We start from the raw sequence: 11,536 nt of genomic DNA, 5'->3' as shown, positions 1-11,536 counted from the left end.
TCATGTGGCCTTCAGGTGCAACTGGTACGTCTGGCGTGTGCCGTCGGCCGAGACTGAGTCGGTCGGCTCGAAGCCGAGGCGTTCGTAGAAGCCCCGGGCACGTCGGCCTGGGTGGTCCGGCCCGAAGGTCGTCACCTCGACGGTTCCCGGAGCAGCAGTGAGGGCGTGCAGTGCGGACCGGACCAGGAGGGCCCCGATGCCTCTGCCCCGAAACGCGCTGCTGACGGCCAGCCAGCTGATCTCATACCGCGGAGGGCGCACCGACATCAACAGGCCGCCGGCGAGCGCCGCTCCGGGCACGCCCTCCGCATCCCGCACGCACAAAGCGGTGCCGCGCTCCACGTTGCGTTCCAGGGCCGCCCGGAACTCTGGATCATCGACCAAGGGGCCGAACAGATCCTCGACCTCACCCGCGAGGCGCAGCCAAGCGGGAAGATCGGCCCGGAGGGCAAGGACAGCCTGCATGCACGTACTCCTGGAAGAGAGGGCGGACGATGCCACGTACAAGGCCGGACGCACCGGATCTCCACCCCTCGCCGCTTTGACCTCCTGGAGTGACCATGCCCGAGCGGGGATAAGACGGCCAGGCGTCCCGGTAGGGCACCCTGGCCGGACTGGAGGATGTGCGTGGCTTCCCGCACGGCAGGCCCCCGATGCCCGGCGAATGCCTGAGTGTAGATCTTGGGACTGGAGGTCCTGCCAGTCCGGAATTGGCCGAACTGACTTACCCCTTCCGGGAGATGCGCCGTGCCCCGACGGCCGTTGGCCGGTCAGCATCGCCCCTCCTCGCTGGCGCCGGAGGAGGTGTGGCTGAGCCGGAACCACACCTGCTTGCCCCGGGTGAGCTGGTGGACTTCCAGCTCGTCGGCGAGCTGCGACAACAGGAACAGGCCCCGCCCGCCGATCTGGTCCTCGGTGGGTTCCTTGACGACCGGTATCGCATCGTCGAAATCGGTCACCCCCACCACGACACCGTCCGGCGTCTCACGCACCAGCAACTCGCAGTTGCCCGGCGCGTGGACCAGGACGTTGGTCAGCAGCTCGCTGACACCGAGCTCGGCGGTGGACGTGAGCTCCTCCATGGACCACAGCCGCAGGTGTATACGGGTGACCTCGCGCATCGCCGCGAGCGCCTCGGGGCCCAGGTCCGTCAAGACCGTGTGGTAGCGCCTCACCGGGCTGGTGACAGACATCGACCCCTCCAAGCGGCACGGCAGGCAGGCACGACACCGGTAGCGCTCTGCACTTGAGAGAGTGCTCTCCGTATGTCGAGCCTCGATAATGAACCCGGCCTCGCCGAAGGGCAAGAGTGCCATCAAGGAAAGTCTTTCCCTTCGGAGGGCTTGATGTATTCATAGCCCGTCCTGGGTACTACTCTTTCCCCAGAGACAGGAGGCGCGGATGCCCGTTGAACCGACCCCGAGGCGCAGGCGCCTGGGCGCGGAGATCCGGCGCACGCGCGAGGCGCTCGGCTGGACCCAGGAGGAAGCGGCCCGGCAACTTGGCTACAAGGCGCTCTCCACGGTCAGCAAGATCGAGAAGGGCACGCAGGGCGTCAAGATTCAGCAGCTCCCGCACTTCTTCGAGGTCCTGGGCATCGACGACCCGGCCGTGCGCGAGCAGTGGCGCGAACTGGTCCGCAAGGCCGGCGAGCCGGACTGGTGGCAGCGCTTCGAAGGCGTGGTCAACGACCCGCTCGGCGACTACCTGTCCGAAATCGAGGAAGCCAGCAGCCTGTTCGTGTGGAACCCGGTAGTCCTGCACGCCCTCCTGCAAACCGAGGAGTACGAGCGGGCCGTCATTGAAGGCAGCCGGGCATGGAAGACGGCAGAAGAGATCGACCGCTTCGTCGCGATGCGCCGCGAACACCGGTTGCACATGCTGGACCGCGAACCCCGGCTCAAGATCTGGGCCGTTCTGCCCGAAGGGCTGCTGCGGCAGGAGGTCGGAGGCCCCGGCGTCGCCCGGGGCCAGGTCGAGCACCTGATCCACCTCGCCCGGACCGACCCGAACATCACCCTCCAAGTCCTGCCCTTCCATGCCGGAGCACACGCCGGCATGGACGGGCCGTTCATGCTGATGACCTTCCCCACGGGGCGCGACACTGCCGTCATCGAGGCCATCCGCGCGCTACTGCACCTCAACGAGCCGGACACTGTGGAGATCTACCGCACCACCAGCGACCACCTGAAATCCGACGCCCTGTCGCCGAACGCCTCGCTGTCTCTCCTCGACACCATCGCCAAGGAACTCGCTTCATGAACAAGAAAGCCCTCGACCCGGCCTGGATCGAGAGCCAGCTCGCCAGTGCCCGCTGGCAGAGCGCCAGCAGCGGCGGCCAGACCTGCGTCGAGATCGCCTTCCTCGACCAGGGCATCGTGGCCCTGCGAGATTCGAAGGCTCCGGAGAAACCCGCGCACCTGTATACCGACGCCGAATACGACGCCTTCGTTGACGGCATCATGCGGGGGGAACTCCGCCGCCCCTGAGAATCTGACGGACGTCAGGAAGAGGTGAGACCGCCCCGGGCCGTCACGGGGCTGGGACGGCCCGGTCTCGCAGTTGATTGATGTAGCCGACATCAAACCGTCCCCGTTCAAGTCGGTCCAGGGCGGCCTCCGTCTCCGCGGGCGTGGTGCTCGCGGAGAGACCACGAACGGTGTGCCCGTGCACGCTCAGACGGTGGCCGTCTATGCGGGCGAGTGCTCTTCCTCGACGACCGCGTACAGGTGCTCGCCGTGCGCCCAGCGTTTCAGCTCCGGCCGCCCCATGAGCATGATCCCGTGACGTCGGGCGAAGTCGGCCCCGGGCTTGGTGAACCCGTTGAGGGCGACGATCACAGCCACGTCTGCGTGATGCTCGGGAACCGCGGTGCCGTTGAACTTCTGCACCGCTCCCGACCCGACGGGACCGCTGTACTGCTTGCACTGCAGAACGATCTTGCGGTTGTCGTCGTCCCAGGCCACGACGTCCGCGCCGAGGTCTCCGGAGCCGCCGACGCGGCGAGCGCGCATGAACCCGTCCCGCGCGAGCAGGTCGGCGCACGCTTGCTCGAAGCCGTCTGCGGTCATCGCGGCGAGCTGCTTCATCTTGAAGGTCAGGACCGTGGGCGCCGCCATGACCGGCTTGCTGTCGTACGTCTCGTCCCCGCCGTCGTCGCCTGCGTCGCTGTAGTAGACGTAGACCGTCCGGTCTGAGAAGAATACGAAGCACAGCAGCACAAGCGTCCCGAGGATGATCAGTGCGAACCACCAGGGGTGTCCGATCAGCCACCCCCACACGTCGTCGCTGATCCAGCCCCATACGTCCACGCTCACCCAGTGCCATGCGTCCTCGGTCAGCCACTTCCAGGCGACTTTGGCGATGGCCACGGCGAGGATGAGCCCGAGGATGAACTTCAGCACCGGGTCCAGCGACCCGTCCTCGTCGAACACCGTTCCCCCTCTCTGCTCTGACAAGGTCTTTCGGCGTGCCGCTACGCGGCGCGTCGAACGGCGGTCCTGCGCGGCCTGCGGACGGGCAGGCGCAGCAGGGTGTGGAGCGGGACGCCTTCTTCGGCCCACTGCCGCAGCCGCTCGCGGTCGACCCAGTGGACCCGATGCCGCTCACCCCATTCCTTCGCGTCCCGGGTGAAGCCGCCGTTGGTGACGACGACGGCGATGTCGGCTCGGTGGACCGGGCCGGCGGTTCCCTTGACCTGGTACATCACCTTGGAGTCGACTTTGCCGCCGACGGTGGTGTGCTTGGCCTGCAGCACGATCCGGCCCCGCTGGACGTGCCGGCCGATGACGTCGGCGGCCTGGTCGCCCTTCTGTCCGACCTTCCGTGCTGACCAGCCGTCGCGGACGAGTAGATCGCGCAGCGCAAACTCGAATTCCTCATCGGTCAGAGCATCGATCTGTGACAGCGGAATCTGCAGTACCGCGACCAGCGCGGCCTGCGCCCGCTGTCGGCGAACCTCCCGCAGCCCGTACCAGACGAGACCAACCAGTCCCGCGGCGGCCAGTGCGACCGCGAGCGGCCACCCACGGACCACCGCGTCCCACGCGGCGCCAGCTGCCTTCACCAGCATGGTGGCCACCGCCACGGCGACGAGGATGGCCGCCACCTGCTCGTGGCGACCGCGGGGCCTGCGCCATCGCAGCCGGATGCCGCTCACCGGTTCGGCGAGGCCGACACCGACGGCGCGGGAGATGCCGGTTCATCTGTCGCGGCCTCGCCGAACCCGAAGACCTGCCCCCACAGCCAGACGAAGGCGGCGATGCCCGCGATCGTCCAGCCGCCCAGCTTCTTTGCTCGCGACTTCGGATTACGACGGATGTGCTGACGAACGACGTGATACCCCTCCGGCGGCATGCGCTTTCCCCCTCCTGTGACCTGGCAACCTGATGAGGCTGCCCTCCTGCATATGGGTGTATCAGCGGCCACTGACAAAAACTGATGGAGCATCACGGTGATCGGCCCGCAGCACCAGCAAACCGGCCAGAGCAGCCCCACCACCCTGCTCACGGCAGGGGAATCCTCTCTGCCCGGCGCTGTGACCTTGAGGTTTCGTACTTCCTGCAGCACCAACTCGGGGCGCCTGTGGGGTGGATCCGATCCGATTCGCTGCTCGTCAGAGGCGGACTACCTGCGCTGACATCCGACAGAGTTCCCGGGACGCGATTCGCAGTTGGCGAAAAGCACGGCTCTGCCGAGAGGCAGATCGTGACGCGGGGGCAGCTGAAGGGGGGACCCACCAGGGTCTCCGCCCCACGACGAAGAGTGGGCGTACGGCCCACGGCGAGACATAGAAAGAGACCCCGGCGCTTCCGGTCCCGGACGTTTCGTGAACTGCCCGTGCGCCACGCTCCCGGCCGCTACCGTCCAGAACGGCATCCTCAACGAGACAGACAGGAGTACGGCGTTGGAGAACTTCTTCGTCCCCAGCAAGATGTGATCCCCGAGGAGTGGCTGCACTCCACGGTCCAGGGCATTCACCATGCCGTCGACGACGGCCAGATGGACAAGCTGCGAGGCACCCTGCACGAGGAGCTGGCTGGCATGGAGCCGTTCCGGGTCCAGCTTGGCCCGGTGTGGCCTGGGGTCACTGCGATCACGGTCGCCGTCTATCCGGAGGACGGGATGGCCGAGCTCAATGGCCGCGCCCGGGCAGCGATGGAGAAGGTTCCGGGAATCACTCTTAGGCCCCCTGAGCTGCGTTTTTGGGCCCATGCGTCGCTGGCGTATGCGCGTCAGGACCTCCCCGATCGGGACCTCAACCGGGCGCTGCGCGCGCTGCGGCCCCCGCGGGTGGACATCACGGTCGACCGTGTCCATCTCGTCAACCAGTACCAGCTCCCCGACCGGGGGTACTACACGTGGGACGTCGTCGAAGAGGTCCGGCTTGGCTAGCTGCCGGGGTTGTCGTCGGTCTCCGGGCGGGCACGGGGCGTCTCACCGTTTTCCTCCCTCAGTTGTGATCTTGCTGGGATCGAAGTCGACGTAGACCGGGAGGTGGTCAGCTGCCTTCTCGGCAGCCGTGCTCTTGTGGGTGTGGTAGCCCGTGAGTGCGGGGGCGATGGACCGGGTGGCCAGGATGAGGTCGATACGCCTCTTACCCCAGGGATCGGGATCGCCTCGCCCGTCCTCCCAGTGCCCGACGGTCGGCTGCCACGGCGCCTTGAGGTGTGCGGCCACGTCAACCATGTACCCGCGGCGCAGAAGCAGTTTGGTCTGTTCGCGGTTGGGCACATTGGGGCGCCACCACCGCCCGATCGAGCGGGGATACACCTGGAATTCGAGATCGTCGTGGCGTTGGCGTCGGTAGACGTTGCGGTCGTAGTAGCGGCGGAAGACGCCGAACCGCCGGACTTTGGCCGCAGACAGGCTGTTGAAATCACCGACCAGGAACCCGGGCTTCACACCTCCGGTCTGCCGAAAGGTTCCCTTCAGACGCAGTGCCTCGTTGCTGCGGAAGTCCGGGCGGAAGGGGTCGCCGTGGTAGCTGGCCATGAGCACCGGCTCCGGGGCGCCGACATCGAAGCGGGCGGTCGTGCAGCCATGCCAGAAGTCCGGTGCCCCGTACGGACGGTAGGAGTTCTCGATCAGCTGAACCGTGTCCGGGTTCCACAGGATCGCGGTCCACCAGGGGCGGTGCCAGTTCGCGGCCATGGCGGTGCCGTGCGGGTGCCCGGCGGTCGTGCCCACCTGCGCCGTCAGACCACACTGGTCGGCGAGTTCCTGGATGAGCTCGGCGGCCTGCTGCTCCCAGGCATCCCGGCTGGTGGTGCTCTCGTCGATGACGACTTCCTGCAGGGCGAGGATATCCGGGTTGATTTCCTGGATGGCGTTGACCCGGGCGGTCCAGGAACTGGTGGTCCTGGTAGCGGGGGTGAGCTTGTAGGCGTTGAGGTTGGCGAGACGTAGCGTGGGCAAATCCCCTCCTTCTGTCGGCTGGTGGCTGATGGGCACGGGCGCTGGCTGACGATGCGCCCCACATGCTGCTGGCTGGGCTCGTGCTGTGGGGCCGGCCACGAGCCCGGCCGCAGAGGGTGGTCATGTGTGGGATTCCTGGAGTCCGGTGATCGCAGAGGGCGTGGCGCTGAGGATGCCCCCGCGCTGGGGGCGATGGTCTGCTCCCAGTTCACTCACGATTTGACTCCGCGTCGTGCAGGGAGGGTCGATCGCGGACAGGCGTTCCTGCGTGGTGTGCCAGGACGTCGTCGGCCAGGGCCTGCGTCGGACAGTGTCATCCGACCGAGCGGGCGACGGGTGCGAACCGGAGGCAGGCGAGCGCCTTGTCGTCCGAGACCTTGTAGCGAGGCCAGCGTCGGCCATCGGGATCTTCCGCCTCTGCGTCATGAATCGCGCGGACGACCTTGTCGGGTCCCTCGGTGAGACAGGCGTGGGCCAGGTCATCCCAGGTGGCATACAGCCCGTAATCCTCGACACCGGCGCTCGCCCCGTCCGTCATCACGAGGATGTCGGCAATCTGGGAGGTTGGCCACGAGCGCACCACCGCGTGACGGGCGGCCTCCGGGACGGCTTCGGCGACCCAGTAGCCGCCTGGCGCGCCGTTGTTGAGGTAGCGCAGCTGGTGGGCCCTGAGCTTCTGGAGCAGGATGCGGTGTTCCGGTGCCTGGAAGCCTCGGCCGGCCCGCAGCCACGTCTGGTACTCCGCGCACTCCGGGCGGTCGGCGACCAGGCAGGCGAGCCGGTCGTCCCGCACCGGGTCGACCGCCCCACTGATGGCGCGCGCCACGACGGGACTGTCCGCCAGGACGAGCGCGTCGACCGTCTCGCCCCCGTGACGCACGATCGAGACCGTGGCAGCCGGGGATGATCCCGCGACCAGGCCGTGCTCCCGGACCGTCACGGAGATGGCCTGTTCGAGCACATACCGCAAGTCGGCGTGCGGGTCGGCGGCGAGGACTGATGCCACGTGGTTGCCGAGGAGCTCGGCGTACCAGCCTCCGCGGGGCTCATCGTCCGAGACATTGGAGACTCCGTCCAGGACGATCACCGCTCCCGGGGCCTGAACGATGCGGTCTTCGCTGGGGCGGTCGCCACCGGGAAGCTCCCCGGTCGTCACGGAGAAGCCAGCATGAATCATTTAATGATCACCTTTCTGTGAAGAGCACGGAGAGAAAGGGGAGGGAGAAAAGGAGGCGCTGGATGGCTCACGTGCTTCGGCACGCCTGGGTGAGCAGCGCCGTGGTCGTCATGCGGTCGGTGGGCATGCGCTGGCATTTCTGAACTGGGGCTGGGGCTACGGGGAGGATGAGGGCGCCACGGTTGGTGATCGCGACGTGCTCCATGGGCAGTTGCCTCACAGTCCGAGGGAGCGGCCGTCCTCGGCGGGAGCGGGCACATGCTCGGCCAGCACGGCTCGCTCACTGTCCCCGAGCTGCCGGAAGCCCTGTCCTCCGGAGTAGTGCTCGTCCCATTCCTTCTGTTCGGTGTAGGCCAACGTGACATCTCCTTCAGGCGGTTGGCGGTGGGACGGGGTCAGGAACGGGCGAGTTGGTGGAGGCGGGCCAGGGTGCGGTGGCCGCGCTCGACGAGTTCGGGATCGTGGTGGGTCATGCCGAACTGGATGCCGGAGAGCGCATCGAGTCCCATCTCGCATTCCCACAGCTCCACCTCGTCCGCGGTGAGGGTGCGGCCGTAGCCGTCCAGGAAGGCTTCCTCCAGGTCGGGGCGACCGTGCCACTGGTCGCTGAGGCGCACCAGGTCACGGACCGCGGGCGCGTACTCGGCGCGCTCGAAGTCGAACAGGCCGAGCTTGTCGTCATCGGCGAGCAGCACGTTCCGCGGCTGCAGATCACCGAGGGTGGGCACCTCGACGATCGAGGGGAGGGCCGCATGCCGCGCGGCAAGCGCGCGCAGCAGTTCTTCGTCCCCGTCGTTGAGATACGGGCGCGCGACGGACAGGTGACGCTCCAACTTCCCCGCGGGAGAGGTGCGGTCGGCGGGGGGTGTGCGGGGCGGGGCGCTGTGGTGGAACGCAGCGGCCAGCTCGCCGAGCCCGCGGTGCACCCGTACCTCGGTTGCCTGGTCCAGGACGGCTCCGTGCAGGCTGCGGCCCGGCAGGGCGGTCACCACGATCGCCCGCAGCGACGCGTCGGCGGCCACCAGGCGCGGCGCGTGCCAACCGAGTGCGTGCGTCCACGAGCGGTACGCGTTGACCTCGCGCCCGTGGAAGCGGTCGTTCTGGTGGATCTTGACGTACCAAGTGCCCCCGGACCGGCCCGTGGCCTGCCACACGCGGCTGTTCTCGCGGGGCCACGAGGCATCCGTCCAGTCGGTGATCCGCCCTACCGCCTGCTCGGCGAAGACGCGGACCGCCTCCTGCGGTACCAGCGCGTTCGCGGGGAGGGGCGCGTCGGCGACGATGCGCAACCGGTCGAGGGCGGGATCGTAGGCGATCGGATCGCCGGGCTGTTGGAAGTGCACGGCCAGGCGTGCGCGGGCGCGGAAGGTGTCGAGGCCGGCTCGGCAGTAGGCCACCATCGGCTCCGGTAGCGCATCCCATGCGAACCAGTCCATCGCATCGCACCGGTCCGGCTCGGTGATCTCCGGCTCGCCCTGCCAGTCCACCACGACCAGGAACACTCCGGCGCGGGCGCCGCCTGCCGGGGCGCGGTGATGGACGGTGAGCGCCGCACGGATGTCCGCCCGGCCGGCCACGACACCGGTCTCCTCCCGTAGCTCCCGCAGTCCGCCGTCGACGACGTCCTCGTGCGGCCCGTCCAGATGCCCCGAGGGCAGATGCCACATCCCCTTCGCATACACGGGCCCGGCCCGCCGTGCCAGCAGCACCTGCTGGCCCTTGGGGCTGTTGCGCAGCAGGATCAGGTGCACGTCGACCGGAACCGTGAACCGCCCTGCGGCGGCCTGCCCGCTCACGTGGTCCCTCCCGGGCGGCGGGCCAGCAGCACCGTGAAGTCGACCTGTTCGGTCAACCGTCCCCTGTCATCGGCGTGCCCTTCGAGTAGGTGCAGCGCCTCCGCCTCGAACTCGGCGTGCCGCTCGGCGAACAGGTCGGCTCTGGCGAACGAGGTGGTGCGCAGGTAGCCGATCACCTGCTGTGGGGTCCAGTCCCGGGGGAAGCGGAAGAGGTGCTGGCTGACGTCACTGAAGGCGGAGTCGGCGAGGTTGTCCTCGTAACGGCGGCTTGGCTCGGTGTAGGTGCCGCGGCTGCCGGCTCGGCGTCCAGGCCCGAGATAGGACTGGATCAAGTCCTTCAACACGGTGGTCCAGTCGGCTTTGTGGGTCCACAGGCTGCCGTCACCCATGAGTGCGAGCGTCGCGTGCGGGGCTGCGACCTGGTCGGCCATCGCCAGTACGGCGGGGCGGTTCATCCAGTGGAAGGCACGGCAGCAGGTGATCAAGTCGGCTTGGTAGTTGGGCCGTTGAGGGGTGAACTGGTCGTCCGGGGCTTCGTGGCAGGACAGGGTGCGGTTTCCCATCAGCGGGTGCAGGGTGACGACGGCTTCGCGGAGCATGGCCTGGCTCGGGTCGACCAGATCCACGTGTGTGATGCGGGGCAGCGCCGGGAGGAGAGCTGCGGCAACCTGCCCGGTGCCCGCTCCGAGGTCGAGCAGCGTCACGTCGGGCACGCCCGTCATGGCGTCCGCCAGCAGCCACGCGACCTGCTCGGGAACGCCCGGCCGGAAGCGGGCGTACTCGTCGGCCGCAGGCCCGAACAACAGGTCCTTGTCATCCGGAGTCGAGATGGGTGGGTGATCGGCGGGCGGGTTCACCGCGGGTCCCCTTTCACAGGGCACTCGTCGCGGAGCGGCCAGCACAGCTTGTTACGGCCGGATCCGGCGACGGCCCACTGCTTTCCGCTCGCATAGAACTCGATCCGGTACGTATCGGGTTCGCCGGCCGCCTGCCACCGGGCCGCGATCTGTTCGATCTCGTACCAGATGCCGCGAGGCCCGAACTCTGTGACCGAGCACGTGCCGTCACCGTCCGGGCTCACCCGCACCCAGGAGCCGCACTCCGGAGCGCCGATCTGAAGGTGCTCGGCGCCGAAGTTGCGTACCAGTCCGGGCCGAAGGTGATCGAGGGCCAGCCAGAATCCCCGCGCCTGTCGGGGTGGTGGCAGGCGGTGCCCGCGTACGGTGACGCCGTCGGCTGTGGCCATCTGCGCGCGAAATGCGGCGGACAGGAAGAGGCGGTCCCAGCCCCACCCCGCGCGGTGCCCGAACTCCACCGCCCGCAGCTCTCCCTCGACGCGCCCCCGGGTGGTTTTCGTGATCACGGCAAGGCCCGGCCACGAGGGCGAGCTGGTGCCGACCGTCGCCAGCAACAACCCCTGCGGCGCGAGCTGTTCCACCAGCGCCGGTGGCACACGGGGCACGGCGAAGGAGACGAATACCCGGTCGTACGGCGCCCGGTCCGGCCAGCCCGCCTCGCCATCCCCGGTGACCACGGTGGGCCGGTAGCCCAGTTCGGCGAGGCGGGCCGCGGCGGCCGAGGTGACGTGGTGGTCGAGGTCGATCGTGACGACCCGCGCGTCGCCGCTGACGAAGCAGGCCACCGCGGCAGTCACGGCTGCGCCCGTGCCGACATCCAGCACCCGCTGCCCAGGCTCCAGATCCAGCTCCTGCAGCAGCCCGGCGGTCATCCCCATCACGCTCGACATGGACGTCATCGCCCCGCCCGTACGCGTGCCACGTGCCCGGCCCAGGAGCGGCTCACCGTCATGCTGGACTGCGACGCTGTCCCCGCTGTAGAGCACGCGCAACAGCTCGTCCCGGTCCCCGGGCACCGACCAGTCCAGCAGGTCCCAGCGTGGTGGGGTCTCGTCCGGTGCGCTGCGCCGTACGTACGCCTGCGGCATCAGTGCCTGCCGGGGGAGCGCCAGCAGGGCCTCGGACACCGGGCCGGGCGACAGGTCTCCGGCGTCGTGGAGGCGGGCGACCATGGCCGCACGGGCAGTCGCCGCGCCGGCGTCGTCCACGGCTGCGGTGGTGGCGGATGCGGGTGGGGCGGGTTCGGGCATGGTGGTGATCTCCCTGAGCAGGCGAGAAGGGAAGAGATG

The 11,536-nt window shown here is 68.5% G+C and carries 14 protein-coding genes; 3 read left to right on the top strand and 11 right to left on the bottom strand.

Annotation, left to right across the window (positions count from 1 at the left end; all coding sequences use genetic code 11):
• Together OG852_RS10570 and OG852_RS10565 are read right to left on the bottom strand one after the other, a co-directional pair.
• Complete coding sequence (locus OG852_RS10570) at positions 1-465, bottom strand: GNAT family N-acetyltransferase (RefSeq protein ID WP_330347720.1); 465 nt, start codon at positions 463-465, stop codon at positions 1-3.
• Between the two features lie 305 nt (positions 466-770).
• Positions 771-1,193, bottom strand: a complete 423-nt coding sequence (locus tag OG852_RS10565) for an ATP-binding protein (protein WP_330347719.1) — start codon at positions 1,191-1,193, stop codon at positions 771-773.
• Positions 1,194-1,401: 208 nt separating this feature from the next.
• On the opposite strand from OG852_RS10565, the gene OG852_RS10560 reads away from it, so the two are divergent.
• Together OG852_RS10560 and OG852_RS10555 are read left to right on the top strand one after the other, a co-directional pair.
• Positions 1,402-2,262, top strand: coding sequence for a helix-turn-helix domain-containing protein (locus OG852_RS10560; protein ID WP_330347718.1), 861 nt, complete (start codon positions 1,402-1,404; stop codon positions 2,260-2,262).
• Positions 2,259-2,489, top strand: coding sequence for a DUF397 domain-containing protein (locus OG852_RS10555; protein ID WP_330347717.1), 231 nt, complete (start codon positions 2,259-2,261; stop codon positions 2,487-2,489). The genes OG852_RS10560 and OG852_RS10555 overlap by 4 nt, the downstream gene beginning before the upstream one ends.
• Positions 2,490-2,690: 201 nt before the next feature.
• On the opposite strand, the gene OG852_RS10550 is transcribed toward OG852_RS10555, so the two are convergent.
• The 3 genes from OG852_RS10550 to OG852_RS10540 are packed head-to-tail and all read right to left on the bottom strand — an operon-like array spanning position 2,691 to position 4,356.
• On the bottom strand, positions 2,691-3,434 hold the full coding sequence (locus tag OG852_RS10550) for a restriction endonuclease (RefSeq protein WP_330347716.1): 744 nt from the start codon (positions 3,432-3,434) through the stop codon (positions 2,691-2,693).
• A gap of 41 nt (positions 3,435-3,475) precedes the next feature.
• A complete protein-coding gene (locus tag OG852_RS10545; protein ID WP_330347715.1) occupies positions 3,476-4,108 on the bottom strand; it encodes a restriction endonuclease in 633 nt (210 codons plus the stop codon).
• A 47-nt stretch (positions 4,109-4,155) separates the two neighbouring features.
• Positions 4,156-4,356, bottom strand: coding sequence for a hypothetical protein (locus OG852_RS10540; RefSeq protein WP_330347714.1), 201 nt, complete (start codon positions 4,354-4,356; stop codon positions 4,156-4,158).
• A 579-nt stretch (positions 4,357-4,935) separates the two neighbouring features.
• Here OG852_RS10540 and OG852_RS10535 point away from each other — a divergent pair.
• The gene (locus tag OG852_RS10535) at positions 4,936-5,394 is read left to right on the top strand and encodes a 2'-5' RNA ligase family protein (protein ID WP_330347713.1); all 459 of its coding nucleotides are present in this window, start codon (positions 4,936-4,938) and stop codon (positions 5,392-5,394) included.
• A gap of 42 nt (positions 5,395-5,436) precedes the next feature.
• Here OG852_RS10535 and OG852_RS10530 read toward each other — a convergent pair whose 3' ends face one another.
• From OG852_RS10530 to OG852_RS10505, 6 genes are all read right to left on the bottom strand, one after another.
• Positions 5,437-6,453 (bottom strand): endonuclease/exonuclease/phosphatase family protein, encoded by a 1,017-nt coding sequence (locus tag OG852_RS10530; protein ID WP_330347712.1) that lies wholly within the window; start codon positions 6,451-6,453, stop codon positions 5,437-5,439.
• 277 nt (positions 6,454-6,730) lie between these two features.
• Entirely contained in the window at positions 6,731-7,594 is an 864-nt protein-coding gene (locus OG852_RS10525; protein ID WP_330347711.1) for a hypothetical protein, read from the bottom strand.
• A gap of 216 nt (positions 7,595-7,810) precedes the next feature.
• Entirely contained in the window at positions 7,811-7,951 is a 141-nt protein-coding gene (locus OG852_RS10520) for a hypothetical protein (RefSeq protein WP_330347710.1), read from the bottom strand.
• A 38-nt stretch (positions 7,952-7,989) separates the two neighbouring features.
• On the bottom strand, positions 7,990-9,390 hold the full coding sequence (locus OG852_RS10515; RefSeq protein WP_330347709.1) for a phosphotransferase: 1,401 nt from the start codon (positions 9,388-9,390) through the stop codon (positions 7,990-7,992).
• Entirely contained in the window at positions 9,387-10,247 is an 861-nt protein-coding gene (locus tag OG852_RS10510; protein ID WP_330347708.1) for a class I SAM-dependent methyltransferase, read from the bottom strand. Before OG852_RS10510 ends, OG852_RS10515 begins: the two co-directional genes overlap by 4 nt.
• Entirely contained in the window at positions 10,244-11,497 is a 1,254-nt protein-coding gene (locus OG852_RS10505) for a protein-L-isoaspartate O-methyltransferase family protein (protein ID WP_330347707.1), read from the bottom strand. The genes OG852_RS10510 and OG852_RS10505 overlap by 4 nt, the downstream gene beginning before the upstream one ends.
• Positions 11,498-11,536 lie beyond the last annotated feature (39 nt).

The sequence above is a fragment of the Streptomyces sp. NBC_00582 genome (genome assembly GCF_036345155.1).
Classification (GTDB): domain Bacteria; phylum Actinomycetota; class Actinomycetes; order Streptomycetales; family Streptomycetaceae; genus Streptomyces.
Note: the sequence above shows the minus strand (reverse complement) of the source record. Positions and strands in the feature narration are given on the sequence as shown.

Bases quoted from the DNA above. Each gene is read 5' to 3' on its own strand.
- OG852_RS10555 (WP_330347717.1), top strand. From the start codon at position 2,259: ATGAACAAGAAAGCCCTCGACCCGGCCTGGATCGAGAGCCAGCTCGCC.
- OG852_RS10505 (WP_330347707.1), bottom strand. From the start codon at position 11,497: ATGCCCGAACCCGCCCCACCCGCATCCGCCACCACCGCAGCCGTGGAC.
- OG852_RS10540 (WP_330347714.1), bottom strand. From the start codon at position 4,356: ATGCCGCCGGAGGGGTATCACGTCGTTCGTCAGCACATCCGTCGTAAT.
- OG852_RS10525 (WP_330347711.1), bottom strand. From the start codon at position 7,594: ATGATTCATGCTGGCTTCTCCGTGACGACCGGGGAGCTTCCCGGTGGC.
- OG852_RS10565 (WP_330347719.1), bottom strand. From the start codon at position 1,193: ATGTCTGTCACCAGCCCGGTGAGGCGCTACCACACGGTCTTGACGGAC.
- OG852_RS10570 (WP_330347720.1), bottom strand. From the start codon at position 465: ATGCAGGCTGTCCTTGCCCTCCGGGCCGATCTTCCCGCTTGGCTGCGC.
- OG852_RS10560 (WP_330347718.1), top strand. From the start codon at position 1,402: ATGCCCGTTGAACCGACCCCGAGGCGCAGGCGCCTGGGCGCGGAGATC.